Origin of the sequence: Streptomyces sp. NBC_00876, from assembly GCF_045207435.1 — a bacterium.
Taxonomy (GTDB): Bacteria; Actinomycetota; Actinomycetes; order Streptomycetales; family Streptomycetaceae; genus Streptomyces.
Genome location: NZ_CP108800.1, coordinates 4,705,414 through 4,732,024, shown reverse-complemented (window position 1 = coordinate 4,732,024; position 26,611 = coordinate 4,705,414). Strand labels below are relative to the sequence as shown.

The 26,611-nt window shown below is 72.0% G+C and carries 23 protein-coding genes; 7 read left to right on the top strand and 16 right to left on the bottom strand.

What is annotated here, in order from left to right:
- Positions 1–23: 23 nt before the first annotated feature.
- The 4 genes from OG782_RS20720 to OG782_RS20705 all read right to left on the bottom strand — a co-directional run bounded on the left by OG782_RS20720 (position 24) and on the right by OG782_RS20705 (position 3,861).
- Positions 24–1,451 (bottom strand): M1 family metallopeptidase, encoded by a 1,428-nt coding sequence (locus tag OG782_RS20720; protein WP_406453082.1) that lies wholly within the window; start codon positions 1,449–1,451, stop codon positions 24–26.
- 76 nt (positions 1,452–1,527) lie between these two features.
- On the bottom strand, positions 1,528–2,667 hold the full coding sequence (locus OG782_RS20715) for a hypothetical protein (protein WP_406453080.1): 1,140 nt from the start codon (positions 2,665–2,667) through the stop codon (positions 1,528–1,530).
- Complete coding sequence (locus tag OG782_RS20710; protein WP_406453078.1) at positions 2,664–3,278, bottom strand: ankyrin repeat domain-containing protein; 615 nt, start codon at positions 3,276–3,278, stop codon at positions 2,664–2,666. The genes OG782_RS20715 and OG782_RS20710 overlap by 4 nt, the downstream gene beginning before the upstream one ends.
- Positions 3,279–3,303: 25 nt before the next feature.
- A complete protein-coding gene (locus OG782_RS20705; RefSeq protein ID WP_406453076.1) occupies positions 3,304–3,861 on the bottom strand; it encodes a heme-binding protein in 558 nt (185 codons plus the stop codon).
- A gap of 179 nt (positions 3,862–4,040) precedes the next feature.
- Here OG782_RS20705 and OG782_RS20700 point away from each other — a divergent pair, with 179 nt between their 5' ends.
- The 3 genes from OG782_RS20700 (at position 4,041) to OG782_RS20690 (ending at position 6,600) form a co-directional block, all read left to right on the top strand.
- Positions 4,041–5,378 (top strand): sensor histidine kinase, encoded by a 1,338-nt coding sequence (locus OG782_RS20700; RefSeq protein WP_406453074.1) that lies wholly within the window; start codon positions 4,041–4,043, stop codon positions 5,376–5,378.
- Positions 5,375–6,010, top strand: coding sequence for a response regulator (locus OG782_RS20695; protein ID WP_406453072.1), 636 nt, complete (start codon positions 5,375–5,377; stop codon positions 6,008–6,010). Before OG782_RS20700 ends, OG782_RS20695 begins: the two co-directional genes overlap by 4 nt.
- 92 nt (positions 6,011–6,102) lie before the next feature.
- The gene (locus OG782_RS20690) at positions 6,103–6,600 is read left to right on the top strand and encodes a hypothetical protein (RefSeq protein ID WP_406453070.1); all 498 of its coding nucleotides are present in this window, start codon (positions 6,103–6,105) and stop codon (positions 6,598–6,600) included.
- 102 nt (positions 6,601–6,702) lie between these two features.
- Here OG782_RS20690 and OG782_RS20685 read toward each other — a convergent pair whose 3' ends face one another.
- Genes OG782_RS20685 through OG782_RS20675 form a run of 3 tightly spaced genes read right to left on the bottom strand, consistent with a single transcriptional unit; the run spans position 6,703 to position 8,866 of the window.
- Positions 6,703–7,404: a pentapeptide repeat-containing protein gene (locus tag OG782_RS20685; protein WP_406453068.1), complete on the bottom strand. Its 702-nt coding sequence runs from the start codon at positions 7,402–7,404 to the stop codon at positions 6,703–6,705.
- 57 nt (positions 7,405–7,461) lie between these two features.
- Entirely contained in the window at positions 7,462–7,932 is a 471-nt protein-coding gene (locus OG782_RS20680; protein ID WP_406453066.1) for a GNAT family N-acetyltransferase, read from the bottom strand.
- Positions 7,933–7,963: 31 nt separating this feature from the next.
- Positions 7,964–8,866, bottom strand: a complete 903-nt coding sequence (locus OG782_RS20675) for an aminoglycoside phosphotransferase family protein (RefSeq protein WP_406453064.1) — start codon at positions 8,864–8,866, stop codon at positions 7,964–7,966.
- A gap of 33 nt (positions 8,867–8,899) precedes the next feature.
- On the opposite strand from OG782_RS20675, the gene OG782_RS20670 reads away from it, so the two are divergent.
- Both OG782_RS20670 and OG782_RS20665 read left to right on the top strand, forming a co-directional pair.
- Positions 8,900–9,574, top strand: coding sequence for a rhomboid-like protein (locus OG782_RS20670; RefSeq protein WP_406459174.1), 675 nt, complete (start codon positions 8,900–8,902; stop codon positions 9,572–9,574).
- A gap of 60 nt (positions 9,575–9,634) precedes the next feature.
- Entirely contained in the window at positions 9,635–11,035 is a 1,401-nt protein-coding gene (locus tag OG782_RS20665) for an NAD(P)/FAD-dependent oxidoreductase (protein WP_406453062.1), read from the top strand.
- 10 nt (positions 11,036–11,045) lie between these two features.
- On the opposite strand, the gene OG782_RS20660 is transcribed toward OG782_RS20665, so the two are convergent.
- The 6 genes from OG782_RS20660 to OG782_RS20635 form a co-directional block, all read right to left on the bottom strand.
- Positions 11,046–12,998, bottom strand: a complete 1,953-nt coding sequence (locus OG782_RS20660) for an anthranilate synthase family protein (protein WP_406453060.1) — start codon at positions 12,996–12,998, stop codon at positions 11,046–11,048.
- Entirely contained in the window at positions 12,995–13,651 is a 657-nt protein-coding gene (locus OG782_RS20655; RefSeq protein WP_406453058.1) for an isochorismatase family protein, read from the bottom strand. Before OG782_RS20655 ends, OG782_RS20660 begins: the two co-directional genes overlap by 4 nt.
- A 97-nt stretch (positions 13,652–13,748) precedes the next feature.
- Positions 13,749–14,516: a 2,3-dihydro-2,3-dihydroxybenzoate dehydrogenase gene (locus OG782_RS20650; protein ID WP_406453056.1), complete on the bottom strand. Its 768-nt coding sequence runs from the start codon at positions 14,514–14,516 to the stop codon at positions 13,749–13,751.
- 120 nt (positions 14,517–14,636) lie between these two features.
- Complete coding sequence (locus OG782_RS20645) at positions 14,637–15,905, bottom strand: 3-deoxy-7-phosphoheptulonate synthase (protein WP_406453054.1); 1,269 nt, start codon at positions 15,903–15,905, stop codon at positions 14,637–14,639.
- Positions 15,906–15,947: 42 nt separating this feature from the next.
- Positions 15,948–17,558: an FAD-dependent monooxygenase gene (locus tag OG782_RS20640; protein ID WP_406453052.1), complete on the bottom strand. Its 1,611-nt coding sequence runs from the start codon at positions 17,556–17,558 to the stop codon at positions 15,948–15,950.
- Positions 17,559–17,778: 220 nt separating this feature from the next.
- The gene (locus tag OG782_RS20635; RefSeq protein WP_406453050.1) at positions 17,779–19,263 is read right to left on the bottom strand and encodes an MFS transporter; all 1,485 of its coding nucleotides are present in this window, start codon (positions 19,261–19,263) and stop codon (positions 17,779–17,781) included.
- A 264-nt stretch (positions 19,264–19,527) separates the two neighbouring features.
- Here OG782_RS20635 and OG782_RS20630 point away from each other — a divergent pair, with 264 nt between their 5' ends.
- Positions 19,528–20,010: an SRPBCC family protein gene (locus OG782_RS20630; RefSeq protein ID WP_406453048.1), complete on the top strand. Its 483-nt coding sequence runs from the start codon at positions 19,528–19,530 to the stop codon at positions 20,008–20,010.
- Positions 20,011–20,091: 81 nt separating this feature from the next.
- On the opposite strand, the gene OG782_RS20625 is transcribed toward OG782_RS20630, so the two are convergent.
- On the bottom strand, positions 20,092–20,826 hold the full coding sequence (locus tag OG782_RS20625) for an SDR family oxidoreductase (RefSeq protein WP_406453046.1): 735 nt from the start codon (positions 20,824–20,826) through the stop codon (positions 20,092–20,094).
- Between the two features lie 101 nt (positions 20,827–20,927).
- A complete protein-coding gene (locus OG782_RS20620) occupies positions 20,928–22,544 on the bottom strand; it encodes an FAD-binding oxidoreductase (RefSeq protein ID WP_406453044.1) in 1,617 nt (538 codons plus the stop codon).
- A gap of 308 nt (positions 22,545–22,852) precedes the next feature.
- On the opposite strand from OG782_RS20620, the gene OG782_RS20615 reads away from it, so the two are divergent.
- Positions 22,853–23,326 carry an AtaL-like protein gene (locus OG782_RS20615; protein WP_406453042.1) on the top strand — a complete coding sequence of 158 codons (474 nt, stop codon included), beginning with the start codon at positions 22,853–22,855 and terminating at the stop codon, positions 23,324–23,326.
- Between the two features lie 57 nt (positions 23,327–23,383).
- Here the strand turns inward: OG782_RS20615 and OG782_RS20610 are convergent, their stop codons facing one another.
- A complete protein-coding gene (locus tag OG782_RS20610; RefSeq protein ID WP_406453040.1) occupies positions 23,384–26,215 on the bottom strand; it encodes an ATP-binding protein in 2,832 nt (943 codons plus the stop codon).
- Positions 26,216–26,611 lie beyond the last annotated feature (396 nt).

The window sequence follows — 26,611 nt, the reverse complement described above, 5'->3', positions numbered from 1 at the left end:
ACCGCGTTGCTTCCGGGAGCCGGTCAGCCGTCCGCGGCGGGCCGGCTCCTGCCGTACAGCCAGTCGTCCCACAGCTCCGTCAGATCCTGCCCGGTCGCCTTCTCCACATAGGCGGTGAAGTCCTTCGTCGAGGCGTTGCCGTGCCGGTGGGCCTTCGTCCAGCCGGCGAGCAGCGCGAAGAACTCCTCGTCGTCGTCGACCGCTTCACGGATCTTGTGGATCACCATGGCCCCGCGCCCGTACACCGGCTGCTCCGAGATGTCCGCGGCACTCGGCGGATCGGCGGGCGGAAAAGCCCAGTTGGCGTCGTCCTCGTAGGCCTCGTCGAAGGAGTCCTGGGCCGGGGTGTCCTCCTTCTCCTCCTCCCACAGCCACTCCGCGTAGGTCGCCAGACCCTCGTTGAGCCACATGTCGCGCCAGCTCTCGGGTGTGACCGAGTCGCCGAACCACTGGTGCGCCATCTCGTGGACGAGCAGCCCGATGCTCGGCGGCCCGGGGAAGAACGGCCGGTTCTGCGTCTCCAGCGCGTAGCCTGCGTCCCCCTTGCGCTCGACGATCGCGCCCGTGGCGGAGAACGGATACGGCCCGAAGTGCTCGGCCTCCCACGCCACCACCTCGGGGACCCGGGCCACGGTCCGCGCACTCGCCTTGGCCGACTCCGGGTCCACGGCGGTGAACACCTTGATGCCGCCCGCCATGGTCGTCGTCCTCGTCCCGAAGCGGCCGACGGCCAGTGTCGCGAGGTAGCTCGCCATCGGTTCGGCGGTGTGCCAGCGGAACGTGGTGCGGCCCCCGGCCGTCCTGGGCGGGCCGGCCAACACCCCGTTGGAGACCGCCGTCAGCCCCTCGGGGACAGTGACGGACACGTCGTACGAGGCCTTGTCGCTCGGGTGGTTGTTGCCCGGGAACCAGGCCATCGACCCGGTCGGTTCGCCGAGGGCGACCGAACCGTCCGCGGTCCGCAGCCAGCCCTCCTCGGAGTCGTCCGAGTCGGTGATGGTCCGCGGGGAGCCGGAGTAGCGGACGACAGTACGGAACGTCCTGCCCCGGTGCAGCCGGCTCTCCACCTCGGCGTCCGGACGCAGCGTCAGCTCGCCGCCCGCCCGGTTGACGGCGGCGGGCCGCCCCTCCACCGTGGCCGATTCCACGGTCATCCCGACGAGATCGAGGTTGAACGAACTGAGGTCCTGGGTGGCACGCGCGGTGATCTCGGCGGTGCCGCGCAGCGTCTGCCCGTCCGGGTCGACGTCGAGGGTGAGGCCGTAGTGCGTGACGTCGTAACCGCCGTTGCCGAGCTTGGGGAAGTACGGATCACGCAGACCGGAGGCGCCCGGCCTGCCCTCGACACCGCCGGTTCCGGCGGTGCAGGCGGGGGCGAGGAGGGCGAGGGAGAGGAGAAGGACGGCGGTCCCCGCCCTGCGAGGTGTGCGTGCCGGAGGTCGCTGATCCACACCGGTGATCCTATGTGCGGAATGCGGGGGTACGGGGACGAACCGGTCCGCCCCCGTGCCCGGGGGCCGTCAGACGTCAGAGCACCGCGATCCCCAGCGGCCTCTCACCCGCCGCCAGCCGCACCGGCGGAGTCTTCCCGGCGAGGTCCACGACCGTGATGCCGTTCCAGTACCCGTCCCGGGTGAAGCCGCCGGTGACGTACGCCGTGCGGCCGTCCTCGGACACCGCGACGTCCTCGTGCGGACCGTCCAGCTCGATGACGCGCTCGGTGCCGTCCGGCTTCCGCACGGTCAGCGACGCGTCCTCGTCGTCGGAGGCGACCGGGCCCGTACCGACGACGAGCAGCGTGCCGTCGGGGGCCAGGGCCGCACCGTGCTGGTGCGTGTCGGCCGTCATCGGTTCGATGGCGACCTTGCCGGTGGCCGGGTCGAGAACGGCCAGCCGCTCGCCCTCGAACGGCAGCAGCAGCTTCCCGTCCTCGGGGCGGACCACCGCGTAGTGCGGCTTCAGCCAGGAGCCGAGACCGCCCTCGGTGCCGTACGGGGCCACTTCCATGCGCCGGGTCCGCAGGGTGTCCGTGCGCACGGACGTCACGTCGAAGGAGTCGTGACCCGTGGCGTACACCTCCGCGCCGTCGCGGGAGACGTCCACGTCGAAGGGGCGGCGGCCGACCGGGACGGTGTCGGTGACCTCACGCGTCCCGGTGTCGATCACCTCCAGCACGCCCTTCGCACCGGGGACGTTGACGCCCACGTAGACATGCCGGCCGTCGGGCGCGAGGGCGATGCCCATGCCGCCGCCGCGGTACTCGCCCGTGGTGACGGGCCCGGTCTCCGTCTCGTACGGGATACGGGCCTGCCGGGTGCGGGTCCGCGTGTCGAGGACCGCTACGCCCTCTGCGGTGGCGACCCAGGCCCGGCCGTCGGCACCGACCGCCACGCCGTACGGGGCGGTGCCGACCTCGACCCGGGCGAAGGTGCCGCGCTCCGGATCGACGAAGCTCACCGTGTCCCCGCCGAAGTCGGCGACCAGCAGCGTGCCCTCGGGGGTGTTCCCGGACGCGGCCGGCACGGAAGGGGTGCCCTGCGCGGCCGGGGTCCTCGCGCCCGGGCTGTCCGGCGCCCCCGTCACGTCCGTGGCTTCCGTGGCTTCCGTGGCGCAGCCGGCGAGCACGGCCGCGGCGGCCAGCGCGAGCACCGTCCGCCGGGCCCTCACCGGGTGTCCCGGGTGTCCGGCGCGCCCCTCAGCAGCGCCGCGATCTCCGTGAAGCCGCGGCGCTCCGCATGGGCCAGCGCCGTGACGCCGTCGTTGTCCGCCAGCCCCGGCGTCGCGCCCGCGGCCAGCAGCAGTTCGACGATCTCCTGATGGGCCCGGCCGCCGTCGCCGAGGATCACGGCCTCCAGCAGGGCCGTCCAGCCCAGCCGGTTGACGTGGTCGACGTCGATGCCGGTGACCCGCAGCAGCTCCCGCACGTAGGCGACATGGCCCCGCTCGCTCGCCGGGATCAGCGCGATGCCGCCGAACCGGTTGCGGAGCTTCAGGTCCGGCCCGGCCGGCAGCAGCACGTGCAGCATCTCCACGCTGCCCGTGACGCCCGTGGCCAGCCAGGGGCTCTCCTCGCGGCGGTCCTGCGCATCCGGGTCCGCACCCGCCTCGACGAGCAGCCGGGCCGCCGCCGCATGGCCGCCGTGGACGGCCAGGAGCAGCGGGGTGCGCAGCTCCTCGTCGCGGACGTCCACCTGGGCGCCGCCCTCGATCGCGGTCCGCACGGCATCGGTGTCGCCGGTGCGCGCGGCGTCGAGCAGCTGGTGATCGAGGGCGTTCATGTCCGTCTCCCGTGGGTGGTCGCGACTACTTGGCGAGGGCGGCGACGCCGGCCCGGGCGAACTTCTCGTCGAGGTCGCCGCTGGGCGCGCCGGCCACTCCGATACCCGCCACCGGGGCGCCCTTGACCTGCACCGGGGCGCCGCCCGCGAGGAACAGGGTGCCAGGGATGTCCTTCAGGTTCGGGGTCTGGGCCAGCCGCCCGGACAGCTCCGAGGTGGGAGCGTTCCACGACACGGCCGTGTACGCCTTCTTCTCGGCCGACTCGTACGCCTGCGGGCCCGCGCCGTCGCCGCGCAGGGTCAGGATGGTGTTGCCGTTGCGGTCGACGACCGAGACGGCGACCCGCTGGTTCTCCTTCTCCGCCGCGTCGAGGGCGGCCTGCGCGGCCTTCGTCGCGGCGTCCACGGTCAGGTGCGTGGACTGCTGGAGATCACGGTTCGCGGTGTCGGCCCTGACGGTGGCGGCGGGGGTGGCGGCCGGGGCGGAGGCGTTCGCGGACACGGCCCCGAAGGTGCCGGCTCCCAGAGCGGCGGCGGCGACGGTACCGGTCAGGACACGGGTGCGCAGCGACATCTTCTTCATGGTGGGCTCCTCAGCGGTGGCATCGGGTGGTTGCGTGGTTCCTGCGTTCCGAGATCAATCCTCCGGCCGGATCCGGGGCCGTACGGTCGGCGTACCGGCTCGACAGCGCGCGCAGGACGGCTGACGGCCCCATCGGCCGATCGGTTGATGCGGGGGCGGCCGATCGGGGTGACGATGGAATGTCCACGCAGGTCAGCGGCGGTTCCCAGGTCCCCGCGCGGGGCCCGGTGCGGAGGAAGGGGTACGGGGTGGAGCGGCGAAGCAGTCCGGTGCGGGGCGCCTTGCAGGCCGGTGACCAGGCCGGTGACCCCGGGACCCGCGGTCTGGCCCTGCTCATGCACGCCGCGTTCTTCCTGCTGCTCGGCGCCTCGCTGACCCGGTTCCTGCTGCGGCACCCCGGCGAGCCCCGCACCCCGTGGGTCATCGGCCTCTCCGTCGCCCTGGCCGCCCTGTACGTGCTCGGGCCCGTACTCGGCTCCCGTCCGACGCCGCGCAGCCTGCTCCGGCTCGGGGTACTCGTGGCCGTGTGGATGGTGCTGGTCGTCCTCGCGCCGAGCTTCGCGTGGTGCGCGGTCCCGCTCCTCTACACCGGGCTGCACCTCCTGCCGCCGCGTGCCGCGCTCGCGCTGGTCGCCCTGCTGACGCTGTTCGTCGTCGCCGCACAACTGCGGCTGGCCGACGGCTTCGACCCGAACCTCGTCCTCGCCCCGCCCGCCGTGGCCGCCGTGGCGACGGCCGTCTTCGTCCATATGCGGCGCCAGTCCGTCACCCAGGGCGCGCTCATCGACGACCTGCTCCGCACCCGCCGCGAACTGGCCGCCACCGAACGGCGCGAAGGCACCCTCGCCGAACGCCAGCGGCTCTCGATGGAGATCCACGACACCCTCGCCCAGGGCCTGTCCAGCCAGCAGATGCTGCTCCAGGCCGCCGACCGCACCTGGGACACCGATCCGGCGACGGCCCGCCGCCATGTCCGTACCGCCACCGGCATCGCGGAACGCGGCCTCGCCGACGCCCGCCGCTTCGTCCACGACCTGGCCCCCGCCGACCTGGCCGAGGGCGGCGGCCTGGACGCGGCGCTGCACGCGCTCGCCGCCCGGGAGACCGCCCAGGCCCAGGGCCGGCACACCGTCCGCTGCCATGTGGAGGGCGCACCGCCCGCCGTGCTGCCCGACCGGACGCAGTCCGCTCTGCTGCGGATCGCCCAGGGCGCGCTGGCCAACGTCACCGAGCACGCCGGCGCCACCGAGGCCGCCCTGACCCTCACCCACCTCGACGACCGGACCGTCCTGGACATCGCCGACAACGGCCACGGCTTCGCGCCCGCCGCCCCCGCCGTGCCTCCGGGCGGAGTGCGCGGCCATGGTCTGCCCGCGATGCGCGCCCGGCTGCGGCAGCTCGGCGGCACCCTGAGCATCGAATCCGCACCCGGGGAAGGCACCGTCGTGACCGCCACCGTGCCCCTCGGCGACGCACCCGCCCGCCCCGCCCCCCGCACCCCCCAGGACCCCGTATGACCACGAACCCGCCCGTCCGGATCCTGCTCTGCGACGACCACGCCGTCGTACGCGCCGGGCTCCTCGCCCTCCTCGGCAGCGAACCCGACATCGAGGTCGTCGGTGAGGCCGGCAGCGGCGAGGAGGCCGTCGCCGCCGCCGCCGGGCTCACCCCGGACGTCGTCCTGATGGACCTCCAGCTGGGCGAGGGCATCGACGGCGTCGAAGCCACCCGGCGCATCGTGGCCGCCGCCACCGGCAGCCACGTCCTCGTCCTCACCACGTACGACACGGACGCCGACATCACCCGGGCCATCGAGGCGGGCGCCACCGGCTACCTGCTGAAGGCCGAACGCCCCGAGGAACTCTTCGCCGCGATCCGCTCGGCCGCCCAGGGCCGCACCACCCTCTCCCCGCCCGTCGCCAGCCGCGTCATGGCGCGCATGCGCAAACCGCAGCCCACCCTCACCGACCGCGAACGCGACATCCTGGGCCAGCTCTCCCAGGGCCTGGGCAACCGGGACATCGCCCGCGCCCTGTTCATCAGCGAGGCCACCGTCAAGACCCACCTGGGCCGCATCTACGACAAACTCGGCGTCGACACCCGCGCCGGAGCCGTCGCCGTCGCCAAGGAGCAGCGGCTGCTGCCCTGAGCGGACGGCCCCGCAGCCGCCGTGATCCGCCGGTGATCCGCCCGTGATCCGCCGGTGCGGAACCGGCCCGCCGGGCATGACACCATCGAACCGTGCTCGATATCGGCTACTCCCTCTCCCGGCGCTTCCCCGATCCCCCGCAGACCGACTACCGACGGGCGGACGTCCACGCCCTGCGCCACGATCTGTTCTCCGGGGACGTCTACCTCGCGGACACCAAGGAGGACCGCGAAGTATCCACAGCCTGGGGATGGGTGCCGGTACTCGACTTCGCCTGGGCGCTGTGCGACATCGTCGAACAGATCGACCAGGACCCCCGCGGCAACCGCTCGCACCGCCGCCAGTTCGCCGAACTCGACTTCACCGAGTCCTCCGACCGCATGCTCTTCGAGCGCCGCTTCGGCTGGGTGGACGTCGAGGCCGACTGGATGCCCGCCGAAGAAGCGCCCCTCACCTTCGGCCACTCCCTGCTGCGCCGGGAGGCCCGCGACTTCCTGCACGACCTCATCGCCGACCTCTGCGACATGCACGAGGGACTCGCCGACAACCCCACGGTCTGGGACCTCCAGGCCCGCTTCCCCCGCCTCTGACCAGCGGTCTTCGGCCCAGGCGGCCCAAGGCGGACCAGGCGGACCGGTCGGCCCCGGCCGCCCCTCAAGCCTCCGGCCGGGGTCCTCGGCCCGGCCGCCCCCTCACGCCTCCACGCGCACCCCGATCTGCGCCGCGAACGCCGGAGCCAGCTCCATCAGCTGCGCCGGGCTGATCACCGCACCCGCCAGCCGCTCCACACCCCGCGCGATGTCCAGCTCCGCGACCGTCCGCAGATCCACCGACTCCATCCGCACCGCACTGAAGTCGGCCCGCTTCAGCACACAGTCCCGGAACTCCACCCGGGCCAGCTGCGCACCCCCGAAATCGGGCTCCGACAGCACACAGCCCTCGAAGACCACATCCTTCAGCCGCGCCTTCCGCAGATTCAGGTAGTCGATCTTCCCGCCCCTGATCAGCACCCGCTCCAGCACCGCACCGTGCATCTGCACCCCGCCCAGGCGCGCGTCCACGATCTCCACATCACGCAGCGACGCCCCCGCGAGATCGGTGCCGACCCCCCGCACCCCCGTCAGCACCGAATCGATGAACCGGGCCCTGACCAGCTCCGTACGGTCCAGAGCGCAGCCCTCCAGCGCACAGTCCATGAACCGGGCACCCGGACCCGACTCGTCCGCCAGATCCACCGCCCCGAACCGCACGCCGTCGTAGTCCCCGTCCGGCTCCAGCCCGCCGCCCTCGTACTCCACCAGCGGCGGCAGCCGCACCTCGGGCCGCCGTGCCCCGGCGACACCGCCCTTGCCGCTCCTGCCCGTACCGCCACCACTACCGCCGCTGCGCACCATGCCCCCATCGTGACGCACAGCACTGACAACGCCCCGCCACCCGCACGTTCCCCCGCGTCAGCCGCCGAGCTCCGCCAGCGCCCCGTCCGTCAGCCGGTACACCGTCCACTCGTCCTGCGGCCGCGCACCCAGCGACTCGTAGAAGGCGATGGACGGGGCGTTCCAGTTCAGCACCGACCACTCCAGACGCTCGTAGCCGCGCTCCACACAGATCCGTGCCAGCTCCGTCAGCAATGCCTTCCCGTGCCCGCCGCCGCGCCGCTCGGGACGCACGTACAGATCCTCCAGATAGATCCCGTGCACCCCGCGCCACGTCGAGAAGTTCAGGAACCACAGGGCGAAACCGACCCTCTCGCCGTCGTCGGACTCGGCGATGTGCGCATACGCGGCAGGCCGCTCACCGAACAGCGCCTCGCGCAGCTGCTCCTCGGTGGCCCTCGCCTCGTCCAGCGCCTTCTCGTAGTCGGCCAGCTCACGGATCATCGCGTGGATGGCGGGGACATCAGCGGCAGTAGCGGTACGAATCATGAGGGCAGCGTAAGCAGCGCCGGCCCACCCCCTACCCCCGCCCCAGCAGCCGCCGTGCGATCTCGGCGTGCTCCGGAACCAGCCGCCGCTCACCGCTCTCACCGCCCCAGCACGCGTTCTGGAGCACCCGGCCCAGCGTCCACGCCCGCGCCCGCCCCCGGTCCAGCCCCAGAACCTCCGTCAGCAGGTCGAACCGCCGGCCCACCGCCGAGGCATCGAACCGGTTGGCCAACGCCGGAAACAACTCGAACCCCGGATCACCCACCAACGGCTTCGGATCGATCGCCACCCACCGCCCGCCCGGCCCGGCCAGCACATTGCCGAAGTGCAGATCCCAGTGCAGCAACCGGTCCCCCGGCTCCCCCGCCACCTCCCGCACCGCCGCCGCGCAGTCCAGCACCAGCCGCCGCTCGCCCTCGTCCGCCAGCAACCGCGCCGTCCCGGGCGCCGCCCCCAGCATCCTCGCCGCCGCGTCCCCCAGCCCGCGCAGACCGCACCCCGCCGGGGCCCGCACCGCCGTCAGCCCCGCCAGCGACTCCGCGACCACCCGCACCGCCTCCCGCACATCCGCGACGCCCGACAGCGCACGGTGCCCGTCCAGCCGCTCCAGCAGCATCGTCCCCGTCACCGCGTCGTGCGCCAGCAGCTCCACCGCGCCCGCCGACGCCTCACCCCACACCCGCAGCGCGACCGGCTCCCCGGCCGTCTCCTCGTCCACCGTCTGCAATTTCAGAGCCGCCCGGCAGCCGTCCGCCTCCCGCACCACCGGAAGGACCAGGGCGCACACCCCGTACCACGCGTCGCCGTCCCGGCGCAGCCCCCACCGCTCCAGGAAGTCCGCGGCCATGCCCGGCAACGCGGCGATGAACGCCCGCCCGGCCTCACCGTTGTACTTGGACTGAGTGGCGATCAGCGCATCCGGAATGTCAATCACGCCCACGATCGTAGGAGCGTGCGTCAATCGGCTATGACCCCGAGCCACCCCGCCCCGCCCACACGGCCCCGCACCGTCCCCGCCGCGTGGCTCCGCAGCGCCGGCTCATGGATCCGCAGCGCACCGGGCACCTACATCTGGCTGACCGCCCTCTTCGTCACCACGGTCATCGTCCACCAGATGTCACCGGACTTCGAGGAGGACTTCCTGCGCCAGCGCTCCACCAACATCCACGAACTGTCCCAGAACCCCGTGCGCGTCCTCATCAGCAGCGCCTTCTGGATCGACGGCGGCGCATGGCTCCCCTACGCCGTCCTCTACACCGTCTTCCACGCCCCCGCCGAGCGCCGCCTGGGCACCCTGCGCTGGCTCACCGTCGCCGCCGCCGCGCACGTCCTGGCCACCCTCGTCAGCGAAGGCGTCCTCGCCTGGGCCATCCGGCACGGCCACGCGCCCTCGTCCGCCGCCAACACTCTCGACGTCGGTGTCAGTTACGCCCTCGCCGGAGTCGTCGCCGTCCTCACCTACTACGTCCCGCGCCCCTGGCGGTACGTCTACCTCTTCGCCGTCCTGCTCATCTACGGCCTCCCCCTCGCCACCGGCGCCACCTTCACCGACATCGGCCACTTCACCTCCGTACTCATCGGCCTCGCCTGCTACCCCCTGACCCGCACCCGGCACGAGACGAAACCCGCCCCCGCCCAGTAACGTCCGCCACACAGGCACAGCCACCCGGCCACCAGGCCACCCGGACAAAGCAGGGGCGACATGAGTACCGTCAGCACCGTCAACGGCGGCATATCCTTCTGGTACGCGGACCAGGGCACCCCCACCCCCCGCGAACCCCTGCCCGGCGACAGCACCGCGGACGTCTGCATCGTCGGCGGCGGATACACCGGCCTCTGGACGGCGTACTACCTCAAGAAGGCCGTTCCCTTCCTCAACATCACCGTTCTGGAAGGCAAGTTCTGCGGATACGGCGCCTCCGGACGCAACGGCGGCTGGCTCTACAACGGCATCGCGGGCCGCGACCGCTACGCGAAGCTCCACGGCCGCGACGCGGCCGTCCGCCTCCAGCAGGCCATGAACGACACCGTCACCGAGGTGATCCGGGTCGCCGCCGAGGAGAACATCGACGCCGACATCCACCGGGGCGGCGTCCTCGAAGTCGCCTGCACGCCCGCCCAGCTCGCCCGCCTCAAGGCCTTCCACGCCGCCGAGACCGCCTTCGGCGAGACCGACCGCACCCTGCACGGCGCCCGCGAGACCGCCGAACGCATCCATGTCACCGGTGCCGTCGGCTCCAGCTGGACCCCGCACGGCGCCCGTCTGCACCCCGCCAAACTCGTCAAGGGCCTCGCCGACACCGTCGAGGCACTCGGCGTCACCATCCACGAGTCGACGCCCGTCACCGAGATCAAGCCCAAGCACGCCATCACGCCCTACGGCACGGTCCGCGCCCCCTACGTCCTGCGCTGCACCGAGGGCTTCACCGCCGGCCTCAAGGGCCAGCGGCGGACCTGGCTCCCGATGAACTCGTCCATGATCGTCACCGAGCCGCTCTCCGACGCCCTCTGGGACACCATCGGCTGGGAGGGCCTGGAAACCCTCGGCGACATGGCCCACGCCTACATGTACGCCCAGCGCACCGCCGACAACCGCATCGCGCTCGGCGGCCGCGGCGTCCCCTACCGCTACGGCTCCGCCACCGACAACGACGGCCGCACCCAGCCCGCCACCATCGAGGCCCTGCGCGAACTCCTGGTCCGCCTCTTCCCCACCACCGCCGGCACCCGCATCGACCAGGCCTGGTCCGGCGTCCTCGGTGTCCCCCGCGACTGGTGCGCCACGGTCACCCTGGACCGCTCCACCGGCCTCGGCTGGGCCGGCGGCTACGTCGGCTCGGGCGTCGCCACCACCAACCTCGCCGCCCGCACCCTGCGCGACCTGATCCAGCAGGACTCCGGCCAGTGCGGCCCCACCGAACTGACCGCCCTCCCCTGGGTCAACCACCGCGTACGCCGCTGGGAGCCCGAACCCCTCCGCTGGCTCGGCGTCCACGGCATGTACGCCGCCTACCGCGTCGCCGACCGCCGCGAACTCACCTCCCCGCGCCCCGGCACCGACCCGATCGCGAAGATCGCCGACCGGCTGTCGGGGCGGGGCTGAGCCCGCCCGCTCACCCCGGCCTGCTGTACGCGGGCTCCGCCAGGATGCGGGTCATCGCCTCGCGCAGGATCCGCGGGCCGTCCTGGGTGAGCAGCGACTCGGCGTGGAACTGCAGGGAGGAGAAGTGCGGCCCGCGCAGGGCGTGGATCTCCCCGGTGGCCGGTGAACGGCTGATCTCCACCGGGCCGACGTCCTCGCAGTCGGCCTCGTCCGTGTCGCTCCAGGCGGCGAAGGCGTTGTAGAAGCCGACCCGTTCGCGGCTCCCGAAGAGGTCGATCTCCTTCTGCACGCCCTGGTTGGGCACCTCGCGCCGTCCCAGGCGCAGGCCGAGGCGGGCGGCGAGCACCTGATGGCTGAGGCAGACCGCCAGGAAGGGCTGCCGGCCGGCCAGCAGCCGGTCGGTCGCGGCGTTCAGGCGGCTGATCTTCGGGTGGTCGCTGTCCCGCGGATCTCCCGGCCCCGGCCCCATGACCACGAGGTCGTGCCCGTCCAGGCGGTACGGCTCGTCATAGCGGCGGACGCTCACGTCCAGGCCCAGCGCCCGCAGTTGCTGGTCGAGCATGTACGTGAAGGTGTCCTCGGCGTCGATGACGAGGGCCGTGCGGCCGGCGAGGGCCGGGTCGGGGCCTTCGCGGCCGGCACCCTCGGCGAGCCAGAACCCCGCGATCGTGTCGTTGCGCCGGGCCAGCGCCGCGCTGATGTCGGGATGTGCGCCGAAGCCCGGCCGGCGGTCGCTCTCCAGCGCCGCGAGCAGCCCGGCGGCCTTGGCGTGGGTCTCCGCGACCTCGGACCCGGGGTCCGAGTGCCGTACGAGCGTGGCGCCCACGCCGATGCGCAGCCGGCCGCCGGCGTCGATGTCGGCGGTACGGATGAGGATCGAGGAGTCGAGGGCGCGCCCGCCCTCCTCGTCGTGCCCCACGAGTGCGAGGGCCCCGCTGTAGTAGCCGCGCCCACGAGGCTCATGACGGCTGATCACCCGGCAGGCGCTCTCCAGCGGACTGCCGGTGACGGTGGGTGCGAACATCGTCTCGCGCAGGATGTCGCGCACATCGTGGGTGGTGCGTCCCTCGACGAAGTACTCGGTGTGCGCGACCCGGGCCATTTCCTTGAGGTGCGGCCCGGTGACACGACAGCCGCCGGCGCAGATCCGGGCCATCATCTTCAGCTCTTCGTCGACGACCATGTACAGCTCGTCGGTCTCCTTGGGGTCCGCGAGGAACTCCATCACGCCGGGCAGCGTGGGCCCGGTCGCCGGGTAGCGGTAGGTGCCGCTGATCGGGTTCATCACCGCGACCCCGGCGCGCAGACTGATGTGCCGCTCCGGGCTGGCACCGACCAGGGTCCGCTCCCCGGTGTGCACCAGATACGTCCAGTACGCCCCCTGCTCGCCCTCCAGCAGCCGCCGGAAGAAGCACAGGGCGTGAGCGAGCGTGTAGCCGTCGATGTCCGCGACGAGCGAGCGCTGGATGACGAAGTTCGCCCCCTCGCCCTCACCGATCTCTTCCTTGATCACCCGTCGCACGATCTGCGCGTACGTCTCGTCGTCCACGTCGAAGTGCTTGCCGGTGATCTCGATCGGCACCTTCGGTATCCGGCGCATCACCTCGCCGGTCGTCAGCACGGTCTGCTCGGTGACCGTCATGGCCAGCAGGGGCTCGCCGTCGTCGGTGCAGGCGAAGCCTCGCTCCGCGATCTGGCGGTACGGGAGCAGCGCCAGCACCTCGTGCGCCGCCCGCCCCGGGCCCACCGGCCCGTCGGTGACCGGCAGTTGCGCCAGGGTGTCGAGCGTGGAGAGCTCACCGGTCACCACCTCCAGCAGCCCGGGACCCGTCGCCTGGGGCCGGTACAGCAACGCGAAGGGCGGTGGCTCGACGCCCAGGACGCGGTCCAGCAGATCCTGCGGTGCGGGGGTTGCCTGCGGTATGGGGGTTGCCTGTGGTGCGGGGGTTGCCTGCGGGCTCATCCTGCCGTCACCACCGTGTCGAGCGCGCTGACGACGGCGTCGGTGGTCAGGACCACCGCACAGCGCTCCGCCGCGTACTCCAGCGCCATCCGGTGGTACTTCTCCGAGAAGTCGGCGACCGCGTCGGCGACCAGGAACGTCTCGATGTCCTGGCTGAAGGCCTCCACGGCCGTCATCAGCACACCGACGTGCGCGTAGACCCCGCACAGGACGAGCTGGTCACGGCCGGACTCGCGCATCCACTCCAGCAGCCCGGACCGGATGAAGGCGCTGTAGCGCCACTTGGTGAACACCCGGTCCCCGGGGGCCGGCGTCAGTTCGTCGACGACCTGGCGGTCCGCGGGGGCCGGGCGCATCCCCGGGCCCCAGAAGTCCTTCAGGAGCCCTCGCTGCTCTTCGTCCATCCCGCCGGGCTGCGCCGTGTAGGCCACGGGCATCCCGGCCTCCGTACACCGCTCGCGGAGCCGCCCCGCATGGGTGACCAGTTCGTTGTGGGGCGGCCTGCCCGCGGGCAGGGGCTTGAGGAAGTACCGCTGCATGTCATGCACGAGCAGGACCGCGCGGCGGGGGTCTGGCACCCAGGACGCCGTGTTCCGGGGCAGGTCTCTCTGGGTGGGCATGGGGTACGAGTGGACAGTGGGTATGCCGGACATGCACGCCTCCCGCGTGATTCAGAACTTGTCGGTCCGCCGGGATTCCGCGGCGGACCGGCACAGGCTGTGCTGTGCGTACCGCGCCGGACCTGAACGGTCAGACGCCGAGCGACGCGCCGCCGTCGACGGTGAGGGCGTGCAGCGTGATGTGGGACGCCTGGTCGGAGAGGAGGAAGACGACCGAGTCCGCCACCGTGGCGGGGGCGGCGATCCTGCCCAGCGGGATGCCCACCCGGTACTCCTCGGGGCGGCCGTCGACGGTCCCCCGCAGGCCGCTCTCGTCCTGCCACATCGAGCTGAGCATCGTGGTGTCGGTGGAGCCCGGCGCGACCACGTTGCAGCGGATGCCGTACCGGGCGACCTCCAGGCCCAGGCACTTGGTGAACATCGTCGTCGCCGCCTTGGAGGCGGCGTAGGCGGCCATGCCCGTGCGGGGCGTTCCCGCGGCGTTCGAGGCCACGGTGACGATCGCGCCCCGGCCGCGTCCGACCATGCGGTTGACCACCGCACGGGACATGTGGAAGACGCCCGTGGTGTTCACGGCGAACGTGTCCGCCCAGTCCTGGCCGGTCAGCTTCCGCGCCTCACCGAGCCGCAGCACTCCCGCCGCGTTGACCAGGTAGTCCACCGGCCCCAGACGGTGCTCCACCGCTGCCACCAGCTCCTCGACCTGCCCGGCGGAGGTCACATCGGCGGGAAACGCCTCGACGGCCGCTCCCGGGTCCTGCCGCCGCACCGTCTCGTCGAGCCTGTCCGCTTCCCTGTCGACCGCCGCGACCCGTACCCCCCGCTCGCACAGGCTGCGGACCACGGCCTCGCCGATCCCGCCGGCCGCGCCGGTGACGATCGCTGTCTTGCCTTCCATCCTTACGAACCTCCGTTGGCCTGGTCCGGTACGGAACTCGACCGGACGCACGATTCCCTTCATCCGTAAGGGAATCGGGATGCGCTGTTCGTTGGGAGTCAGATGTCCGGGCGCCGGCTCTCAGCCGCGCCACTCCGCGGCCACTGCGACGGCCTGGCGGGGATTGAGCCGTGGATCGCACAGACTCGTGTACTTGACCCCGACCTGATCGAGCCGGGAGCGGTCGGCCACGCATTCGGTGACCTCGTCCGGGGTGGTCTCCAGGTGCAGCCCGCCGGGCACGCCGCCGGCCGAACGGACCGCCGACCGGAACGCCCGCACCTCGCGCAGCACCGTCTCCACGAGCCGGGTCTTCAGACCGTCCGGGCCGCTGACGGTGTTGCCGTGCATGGGGTCGGTCAGCCAGACGACCGGGTGGCCGGACGCGCGGACGGCCTCCACCAGCGGCGGCAGCTTCGTGCTCACCGCGTCGGCGCCCATCCGCGCGATGAGCGTCAGCCGGCCCGGCTCGCGCTCCGGGTCGAGGCGCTCGCACAGGGCCGCCACCTCACCGGGCGTCATCGAGGGCCCCACCTTGCAGGCGACCGGGTTCACCACGCCGGCCAGGAGCGCGACATGGGCGCCCTCCAGCTGACGGGTCCGCTCGCCGATCCACGGCCAGTGCGTGGAGGTGAGCAGCAGGCGCCCGTCGTCCGTGCGCCGCACCAGCGGGCCCTCGTAGTCCAGCACGAGCGCCTCATGGCTCGTCCACACCCGCGGCTCCGAAGACCGCCGGGCGCCGGAGCGCCCCTGTTCCTCCCCGCCGGACCACCCGAGGTACTCCATCGTGCTGCTCGCGGCCTCGTAACACGCCAGCATCCGGGCGGGATCGTGGCGGCGGGTCGCGAGTTCGGGCTGCGGGCCGTTCACCATGTGCCCGCGGTAGACCGGGAGTTCCTGGCCGCCCATCATCTCGGTCGGGCGGGAACGCGGCTTGGCGAACTGGCCGGCGATCCGGCCCACGCGCAGGACGGGCCCGAACGAGACGCTCTGGACCACCGCCGCCAGCGCGTGCAGCAGGTCCGCCTTGCGGGCCGTGTCACCGGGTGTGCACTCGGCCGGGTCCTCCGCGCAGTCGCCGGCCTGGACCACCTGGCGCTCACCCGCCGCGACGCCGGCCAGCAGGCCGCGTAACGCGTCGGTGTCCTCGACGCGGACCAGCGCCGGCGAGCCGGCGAGTTGCCGCCGCACCCCCGTGAGCAGTTCCCGGTCCTCCCAGTCCGGCTGCTGCCGGGCCTCCCGCTCCTCCCGTTCCCCCCACACATCCTCAGATCCGGGGCCGTCCCCCGCCGGACCCCTGAAGCCGGTCGGGTCGACCGGAGCACCGGGCCGGTCGGCTATTCCTGACATCGCTCTTCCCCCGTTGGTTGAGTGCGTCGTTGCGTATACCGTTCAGCTGCCGGTGAACCGCCCCAGCAGCTCGTCCCAGGCGCGGGGAGCCGGGGCCACGTCGCCCCGCCACGCCACATGGTGGTCGGGCCGCACCAGCACCAGATCGCGCTCCCACACGGTGCGTACGGCGTCGTCGTCGACGGTGAGCAGAGAGCACGGAACGCCCCCGCGCCGCGCCTGCTCCACCAGCGCCTTGCCCCGGTTCTCGCCGGACAGGTCGACCAGGGTGAAACCCGTTCCCAGCCGGTCGAACAGCGGTGTGCCGTCCCCCAGCCACACGTTCGGCGCGCGGCCACCCGGATGGGTGGTCGGGACGATGGAGTCCCACTGCCAGTCCGGCTCGGGACCGTCCTCGTGCCGGATCACCCCGGAGCCGCCGTAGCGGTGACCGAAGTGGATGCCCACGTTGTCGATCTGGAAGCTCTCCCTGCCGAGGTACGCGGCGAGCTGGGGGCGGGAGGCGCCGGCGGCCGCCAGTTGCGGGAAGCGCATCCACACGGCGAGGAGGTTGGCGCACATCTCACGGTTGAAGAGTGCGACGGGCCGGCGCTCGGCCTCGTAGGAGTCGAGCAGGCGCGCCCCGGCCCAGCCGTCGAGCGTGGCCGCGAGCTTCCACCCGAGGTCGAAGGCGTCACCGAGACCGGTGTTCGCCCCGTGCCCGCCGGTCGGGTAGAACTGGTGCGCCGCGTCGCCCGCGAGGAAGACCCTCCCCCGCCGGTACGAGTCCGCGACGGCCAGCCGTCCGTACCAGTACGCCACATTGAGCACCTCGTCCACGGCGAAGCCGAAACCCAGCCGCTCCTTGACGACGGCCAGCGGCTCGTCCGGCTCGGGCTCCCCGTCGGGAAGTACGAACGTGCCGGTCCAGGTGCGCCCGCCGTCGCGGTTCACCAGCGTCGCCCCGCCGGCGGTGATGGTGAGGAAGAACTTCCCGTGACGGGACAGGGCGGGGTCCTCGCTGCGGAAATAGACGTCGCAGTGGCGGGTGGCCGGACCGCTCTGCTGCGTCGCGATGCCCGCGCACCGCCGCACCGTGCTGCCGCCGCCGTCGCAGCCCACGAGATAGGAGGCGCGCAGGGTGTGCTCGGTGCCGTGCACCACATCGGACAGCCGCGCCGACACGCCTTCCCCGTCGTCGCTCAGGTCCAGCAGGTCCCACCCCTCCCGCAGGTCGACCAGCGGGTGTTCGCGCACCTGCCGGCGAAGGACGTCCTCCAGCAGCGAGCCCTGGAGCCGCTGGTACGGCTCGAGCGGCGCCGAGCCGTCGGTGACGCCGGCGGACTTCTCGCGCAGCCCGGCCACCGAGGGGTACTCCCAGACCGATACGGGCGGTTGCGCGGGGTCGGTCATCCAGTGGAAGTCGAACGGCTCGTCGGGTGCCACCCCCCGGCGGCGGATCTCCTCGGTCACACCGAGGCGGCGCAGCAGTTCCATGCTGCGGCCGTTGATGAAGTCCATCTTGGGATGGGCCGAGACGGTCGTGGAGCGCTCGACGACGGTGCTGCGCACACCGTGGTGGGCCAGTTCGAGGGCGAGGGTCGCACCGACCGGCCCGGCCCCGACGATCAGGACGGGCGCGCTGTCGGGGAGTGACGAGACGTGGTCGGGCACGGATGCTCCTGCGGGATCGGCACGGGGAGACAACGGGATGAGAAAAGGGCGCGAGGAAGCTCAAACGCGACAGGAAGGGCGCCGGAAGGAAAGGCGCGCGAGGAAAAGCGCGTGAGGAAGGGATCGGGAGAAGGGGATCGGGAGGAGGAACGCGGTGGGAAGGGCGCAGGGAAAGGGGCGGGGCCGGGACGCCCGGTCCCGGCCGCGCCCCGGCTGAGCCCTAGGAAGGCTGGGCCTCCGCCTGCGGCTGGGCGCCGAAGCGGATGAACCGGGTGAGCAGAGCCGCCAGCAGCGCCACACCGACCGAGCACCACAGGGCGACCTGGTAGCCGGAGACGAGAGCCTCCAGCGGTGCCCGGGTGCCGGTCAGGGCGTGCGTCCGGGCGTCGGCGACCGCGACGAGAACGGCGAGGCCGATCGCCCCGCCCGCCTGGTACGTGGTGGTCGCGAGGCCCGATCCGGCGCCGGCGATCGGGCCGGTGAGCCCCATCGTGCAGACGACGAAGGACGAGACGATGCACATCCCGAGGCCGAAGGCCCACAGCACGGCCGGCAGCAGGAACCCCGTGAGGTAGCCGCCCTGGACGTCGATCACCAGCGCCCACACGCCGAGCGCCACACCCTGGATGAGAGCGCCGCCCATGAGGACGTTCGGCGGGCCGTAGCGCAGCACGCGCGGGGCCACCTGCGTACCGGCCAGCATGGCCAGCGGAATCGGGACGTAGGACAGGCCGGCCTTCGCCGGGCCGTAGTCCAGCACCTGCTGGAGGTAGATCGTGATGATGAAGAAGGTCGAGATCAGCAACGTACCGACCAGGGCGAAGACCATGTTGCCGACGACCACCGACCGCATCCGCAGCAGCGCCGACGGCAGTACCGGATCGGCCGCCGTGCGCTGGCGGACGACGAACGCCACGATCAGGACCAGCGCGGCGGCGAACTCGGCCAGGGTCGAGGCCGAGCCCCAGCCCTGGGCACCGCCGCGTGACGTGGCCAGGATGAGCATGACCAGGCCTGCGGTGAAGGTGACCGCGCCGATCACATCGAGCTTGGCGGTGGTCAGCGGGCCGGTGGCCGGCAGCAGCCGCAGGGCGGCCACCAGGATGCCGATGCCGATCGGCACGTTGATCACGAAGATCCACTCCCAGCCGACCGTGGTGAGCAGTCCGCCGAGCACCAGGCCGACCGGCGCCGCGACACCGGCCATTCCCATGAACAGGCCGAGCGCCTTGTTGCGTGCCGGCCCCTCCGGGAAGATGTCGGTGATCAGCGCCAGGGCCGCCGGGGTGACCAGGGCCGCGCCCAGGCCCTGCAACAGCCTGGCCACCACCAGCTGCCAGTCGTCCGCCGCGAGCGCGCAGCCCAGTGAGGCCACCGTGAAGAGGGCCACACCGCAGGTGAAGAGCCGCCGCCGGCCGACGACGTCGGAGGCACGGCCCGCCAGCAGCAGGAAGCCCGCGAAGCCGAGCAGATAGGCGTCGACGACCCAGGCGAGGCCGGTGGTCGAGAACCCCAGGTCGTCCCGGATGGCGGGCAGGGCGATGTTCACCACCGAGGCGTCCATCACCGACATGAACTCGATCAGTGCCAGCACCGAGAAGATCGCCCAAGGACTGCGGCCACCAGCCGTTGTGGCCTTCCCTGACGCCGGCTGGTCGTCGCGGTCCACGGCTCCGCTCCGACTCGGTGTGGTGTCGTTGGTCATCAGAGGTTTCCCATTCGTCGTGTCGTCGGGGCCGTTCCGGCTGAGTCCCGCTGCGGCGCGGTGACGCTGCTCCATCGTCGAGCGGCCCCCGTTGTGCGGCATCACGTCATCACGCCATCCTTCGCACCCCGCGCCACGGGCGGACGGCCGGTGACCGGCCTCGGCAGATCGCGTGAAACTGGGATATCCCCGGGCCCCGGCGAAGGTCATGCTGCGGCGAGGAGCAATGTCATCTGCCACCGGAACGCACGAAAGGTTCGACCCATGGTCGTCTTCACGTACACCCTGCTCGTCAACGACCCCAGCCTCCCCGGGCACCCGGAGATCCAGCGCGACGAGCTCTGGGAGAGCCTGGTGCACAAGGCGGCCCAGCCGGTCTCCTACGTGCCGTCGATCAGCTTCGCGGAGGTGCTGGAGGAGTTCGAGGGCGGCTTCGTGCGGCGCATCGCGCTGCGGGGCGACCACTCGGTGCTGCTGCGGGAACGGATCACCCTGGAGCCGCAGCGGCGCATCGTCTTCACCCAGCTGGACAACCCGATGCTGACGCAGATCACCAATGAGATCGGCGAGGACGAGGAGGGCCGTCTCACCTTCACGTTCACCGCCTCGCTGTCCGCCGCGGGCCTGGAGCGCAGCCGGCAGGAGGCCGGTTTCATCGCGGAGAACGACCTGCTCTTCTACGACACGGCCGCGGCCACGGTGAACACCGTCCGGCTCACGGCCGGCCGGGCAGTGGCCTCGGCCTGACCCGGAGGAACGCGAATGCCGCGGTCCGGAACCCGATTTCGGGCCCCGGACCGCGGCATTTCACGACTGGCGCGCGAAGACCTACGCAAAGCCGCCGTTGGCGTGGATGGTCTGGCCGGTGAGCCAGCGGCCGTCCTCGCCCGCCAGGAAGGCGACGACATCCGCGATGTCACCCGGCTGCCCGAGCTTGCGCAGCGGGGTCTGGGCGATCAGGCCGTCCAGGTTGGCGCGCGCCTCGGGGGCGAGCATGTCCGTGTCGGTCGGGCCGGGGGCCACCGCGTTGACGGTGATGCCCCGCTCACCCAGCGCGTGGGCGAGGGAACGGGTCAGGACCTCGACGCCCACCTTCGTCGCCCCGTACGCGCCGAGGAAGGCGATCGCCGCGGCCGGCAGCCCGGCGGAGAGGTTGATGACCCGGCCGCCGTCGCGCAGGTGCTTGCTGGCCTGCTGGTGGGAGAGGAAGACGCTCTTGAGGTTGGTCGCGACGAGGCGGTCGAAGTCCTCCTCGCTGATGTACTCCACCGGCGCGGCGGCCACGGTCGCGGCGTTGTTCACGACGATGTCGACGCCGCCGAACTCCTTGACCGCGGCGTCGTACAGAGCGGCGACGTCGGCGGCGACGGACACATCACCCTGGACGATGACGGCCTTCCCGCCACCCGCGATGACGGCCTTCGCCGTCTCCTGCGCCGCCTGCTCATTGCTGTGGTAGTTGACCACGACGGCAGCGCCCTCGCGGCCGAGACGCTCGGCCGTCGCACGGCCGATACCGCGGGATGCGCCGGTGACGATGGCAACCTTGCCGTTGAGACTCATCTGTGGTGACTCCTAGTCAGTGCTGGATGGATCGGTACTGTGCCGGCAGGGGCTGTACGGATACGGGGCCCGGCCGGCAGGTGTGCGTTCCGCCGGCCCGTTCAGGCCGGCAGCGGTATGGACTGGGCATGACGGAAGACGTTCCGGGGATCCCACGCGGCCTTGGTCTTCTGCAGCCGCGGGAAGTTGACGCCGTAGTACAGGTCGTGCCAGGGCACACCCGAGGTGTTCCACGCCGGGTCGGAGAGGTCGCCGTCCGCGTAGTTCACGAAGCAGCCGTCGGTGAACTCACCGGACACGGGCACCCCGCCGGTGCCGGCGTACACGTCCCGGTAGAACTCACGGATCCACGCCTCGTGCCAGGCGTCCTGCGACTGGTCCCGCCAGAAGTTCACATACATCAGCTTCATGACGGAGCTGCGCTGGGACACGGCGGTCGCCGTCGGGGAGACGCTGTTGACCTTGCCGCCGTAAGAGCTGATCAGCACCAGGGCGCCGGGGTAGGCGTAGTCCGCGCGCGTCAGATGCTTGTAGAACGCCGCGACCTGGGCGTCCGTGAAGGTCTTGCGCATGTACGCGGACTTGCCCTTGAAGCGGTTGGTGGGGTCGCCACCGCCGGTGAAGCCCGGCCACTCGACCCCGTGCAGCCACGGGATGGTCCTGCGCTCGTCGACCTGGAAGGAGACTCCCGTGCCGAGGTTGACGGCCGCCAGGAAGTCGTCGAGCAGCTTGTCGGCACCGGGCAGGGACGCGTCGATCTCCGTCGTCAGGGAGAACGAACCCGCCGCCTTCGGCGCGGGCTTCAGCTGGCTGAACAGACCCGCGTACGGCGAGGTCGCGGAGGCGTTGTCCGCGCACCAGGTGCCGTAGTTCTTCAGGATCCGGCCGAACGACTGCTCCGTGAGACCGGCCCACGACCAGGAGACGGAGCTGACCAGCAGCGAGGCCGGCGGCTTGGGAAGCATGGTCTGCGGGGTGGTCCCGGCGTCCGGCGAACGGAACAGATAGCGCGTCACCACACCGAAGTTGCCGCCGCCACCGCCGGTGTGCGCCCACCACAGGTCCCGGTTGGGGTCGGACGCCTCACGGGTGGCCGTCACCAGCCGGACCTCGCCGGCCGCGTTCACCACTATCACCTCGACCCCGTACAGATGGTCGACGATGAGACCGTGCCGCCGGGACAGCGCACCGTAGCCACCGCCCGCCACATGCCCGCCCGCGCCGACCGTCGGACACGTACCGCCGGGCAGGGTGACCCCCCACCTCTTGTACAGGGCCTTGTAGATCTCCACGATCGTGGCGCCCGCCTCCACCACGAACACCTGGCGGGAGGCGTCGAAGTACACCTGGTTCATCTGGGACATGTCGACGACGACATTCACCCCGTCACTGACCCAGGGCTCGTAACAGTGACCGCCGCTGCGCACGGCGATCCGCTTGCCCGCGGTGACGGCCTCCTGCACGGCGCCGAGCGCCTGAGCCGGTGTGGCGGCCATCTGGACGTAGTCCGGCTTGCCCACCCAGCGCTGGTTGGTCCCGCGGACAAGATCCATGTACTGCTGATCGGCCGAAGTGACGTGGAACGGGCCGCCCGCCGTGCCCTGACCGCCCGCCGCCGCTCCCGTCCCGCCGGCCGCGACGGCCGTGGTGGCACCACCGATGACGGTTCCCGCCGCCGCCGTCGACACCAGGAACCCCCGCCTCGATATGCCGCTCATGTTCTGCTTCCCCCGTGTCATGTACCGCTCCCCCGTGAAGTGCTGACTCCCGCCCGCGGAAGGTTCCGGTTTCGATGGTTCCGGTTCCGTGCGGCGGGATCCCAGCCTCGCCGAGCACGCCCGCGCGCACATCGCGTCTTTACGGGATGCCGGGCCGGTCGGGCACCGGCCCGGCACCCGGGCGAAGCTCACGCGAACCGGGGATGTCCCGTGCGACGTACCGGAGGAAGCTGTCCTTCCGGGAAGAGCGCCGCGACGCGCGGGCGACGGCGTCCGCCGCGGCGCCGGCCCGCAGGAGGCGAGGACCCATGCCCGTGCTGAGCTGGACACTGCCGGTCGTAGGAAAGGACCGGGGGGACAAGCCGCTGGACCCCGAAGAGGTCTGGCAGGGGCTGCTGCGCAAGTCGGAGAACCCTGTCCCGTTCATCGCCGGCATCACCGCGTGCCGGGTGCTGGAGCGCCACGACGAGGGACTGCTGCGGGAGATCACCGTCGCGGACCGGGCCAAGGCCCGTGAGCGGGTCACCTTCCACGACCGCCGCCTCATGGTCTTCCACCAGCTGGACGACCCCTACCTGGCCGAGCTCCGCAACGAGATAGGACAGGACGAACAGGGCGTCACCACACTCACGATCACGGTCGTGCTCTCGGCGGCGGGAAAGGAGAAGGGCGAACGGGACAGCTCCTTCCTGGAATCGACCGCCGGATACTTCGGCGGCATCATGCAGCCGATCGTCGACACCATCGTCCGCATGCGGGAGGAGCTGACACCCAAGGCGTGACCGCTCAGCGGTCACGCCCCGGGCGGGAGCGGAAGAGGCCGGGGGCGCCGGAGCGGATCAGCCGCCCGCCGGTTCCTCGCCCGTCTCGTGGACCATCGCCTGCCGCGCGAGCTCCACCCGGCTGGACACACCCAGCTTGGCGAAGGCGTGCCGCAGATGCGTGTCCACGGTGTGCGGCGACAGGAACAGCCGCTCCGCCGTGGCCCGGTTGGTCAGCCCCTCGGCGACCAGACGCACCACCCGCAACTCGGCGTCCGTCAGGCTGTCCCAGCCCGTCTGCGCCCGCTGCACCGACTGCCACTTCTTACGGCGCACGCCCAGTGCGCGCAGCGCCCGCTGGGCCCGCGCCACGGACCGGGTGGCCCCGCAGTGCGTGAACCGGCTCAACGCCTCCTCGAACAGGGCGACCGCGTGGGTACGCCGCCCCGCCCGCGCCTCCGCGTGCGCGGTGTCCTCCAGGGCGATGCCCCGCGCCAGATGCCGCGGGCTCGTCCGGTACCCCTCCACCGCGGTGCGCAGGGACGCCAGATCGTCGTGCAGGAGCCCCTCCGCGTGATGCGCCGCAGCCGTCAGCGAGATGTTCTTCGGGGTGTGCACCGCCAGCCGCCGGGCCGCGGCCGCCGCCGCCTCCGCCTCCGGGCGCGCCCCCGCGTCGAGCGCGAACCGCACCAGCGCCGGCGAGGCCCACGAGATCTGGGTCAGCAGCAGAGGACGGACCTCCAACTGCGCATAGACACCTGCCAAGGCCGTCACCGCCGCCTTCGGATCCCCCGCCGCATACTCCAACTGGGCCTGCAACCAAGCGAGATCCTCCGCCACGACCCCGCCACCGGAGTCGGCCATCCGGCGCGCGTCCCTGAACAGCTCACGGGCCCGCACCAGTTCGTCCCGGTGGATCGCCACCTGACCGAGGACGGCCAGCAGCGAAGGGACCACGGCGAGCGCGCTGAGCTGCTCGGCCACCGCCTTCCCGGCCTCCGCCTCCGCCTGGGCGTCGTCCAGCTGGCCCGTCATCATCCGCAGCTCGGCCCTGCCGTAGTGCCACAACGGCAGCGACCAGGCGGAACCCAGGGTGCGCGCCTCGTCCTCACCCAGCGCGAAGACGGCATCGGCCTCGCTGAAACGGTCCGCGGCGACCAGCGCCCGGCCCAGCCACATCCGGGGATGCCGGTGACGCGCGTCCCCGCCCGTTTCGTCGGCCAGCTGCACGGCATCCGAAGCGAGGGACACGGCCTCGTCGATCCTGCCCCGGATACGCGCGGCCGCGCTGCGGGCCGCTCCCGCGTACACCGCCGTGTCCGTCTCCCCGAGCACCATGGCCTCACTCGCCGCGGCCTCCGCACCGGACACATCGTCGCCGGTGAGCAGGGCGTGCGCCTGAACGGCCAGGAGCTGCCCCCGGACCGCGCCCGCGACCCCGGGGTGCGCCAGGGCCCGGCGGGTGTACTCGACCGCCATCACATCCTGGCCCGCATGCTTCAGCGCATCGGCGAGCCCCACGTAGACCGCCGCCTCCTGGACCCGGCCGATACTGCGGTGCAGCGCCGCCCCGCCCAGCTCACGCGCCTCGGTGATGCGCCCCGACGACGCCAGCAGGCTGACCGCCCTGGCGAGCAGGGAAGGCGTCCTGGGATCGTCGCGCGACAGGATGCCCAGCGCCTCCAGCATCATGTCGGCAGCCGTACTCGGAGAAGTGGAGGCCACCTCGTCCGCCGCCTCGCACAGCACCGACAGGGTGCGCGGATTGTCGCGGCCGGCCCCCCTGATCAGATGCAGCGCGGTCTCGGCGCGCGGCCTGCCCGACGCCTCCAGAACAGTGGCGGCCTCCTGGTGCAGAGCCCGCCGGACCGAACCGGTCAGCCCGTCGTACAGCGCCTCCCTGATGAGATCCTGACGGAACGTCAGCGCCGTGCCGTCGTCCACCAGGACGTGCGCCTGCACCGCCTCCTCGACCTGCGGCACAAGAGCGACGCCGCGCTCCCCGAGCAGACCGGCCGCCTCACCCAGCAGGAACGGCCGGCCGAAGACGGAACCCGCCTCCAGGAACCGCCGGGTCGGCCCGGACAGATGGCCCAGCTGATAGTCGACCGCGGACAGGAAGTCGTCCGGCAGGGCATCGTTCCCCAGCACATCCACCGTGCCGTCGGCACGGTGCAGCCGGCCGCTCTCCTCCAGCGCGTTGAGCAACTGCCCCAGCAGATAAGGGTTCCCGTCACTGCGCGCCACAAGGGCCGCAAGACCGGGACTGGGGGCCGCGCCGAGCGCGAGCGTACAGAACTCGGCGATCGCGTCCGGACCCAGCGGTTCGAGCCCGATGTGCCGCGCACCGTCCTGGAGAAGCCGCCCGACCACGTCGTACCTCGGCGACTGGGCAGGCGGCGAACGCCGCGCCAGCAACCAGATCACCGAGCAGGCGTGCAGCCTCGGCACCAGGATCTGCAACGCGAACGCCGTCACCTCGTCCATCGACTGCGTGTTGTCCAGAGCGATGAGCAGCGGGCGGGTACGGGTGTACTCCTCGATGAGATCGCCGAGTTGGCTGACCAGCCAGAAACGGTTGGCCTCCTGACCCCCCAGACCGCCGAGCGCCGCCATGTCCGCCGAGTCCAGGACAGCGGGCACGCTGTCACGCAGAGCGGACAACAGCACCGAGAGCGGTGCCACCCGGTCCAGTTCGGTGGCCCGGCCGAGCGCCGCGGTCATCCCCAGCCGCCCCGCCTCCCGGGCGGCCTCCTGCAGCAGACGGCTCTTGCCGATCCCGGGCGGCCCCTCGACCACAAGACATTGGCCGGTTCCCCACGCGGCCGATTGCAGGGCTTTCCGCAGCCCGTCCAGCTCATTCTCCCGACCCACCGTCGGATCTGCGTTCCGCGCAACAATGTCGTGCATCGCGTTCCCCCGTGTGATTGTCGGCGCGGGCCTGAATCCCCACCCTGGGCCCGCAACCAGCACATCTTTTCGATCTCACGGTAGTCGCTCCCGCCTTGCCGGGCGCGGTCACTTTTACGGGACCGGACCGGGAGGGGCCGAAAGTCGACTGTACGCGGAAGCAGCCCCATGCCGTGGGCACAAGCCCGCCCACGCCCCGCGTGGCGCCGACACACCCCGCACACGGAACCCGCCCCACCCGCGCCCGCCGGAACCAGCCAGAACCCGCGACGACACACCCCGCGCGCGCCCCACCCGAGAAGACATCGCACCCCACCCGGCACGGCCCCGCACCCGATCTCCCGTGCCCCGCACCGGCCGGATCACGTAAACGAGCGATGGCACACCGGGACCCGT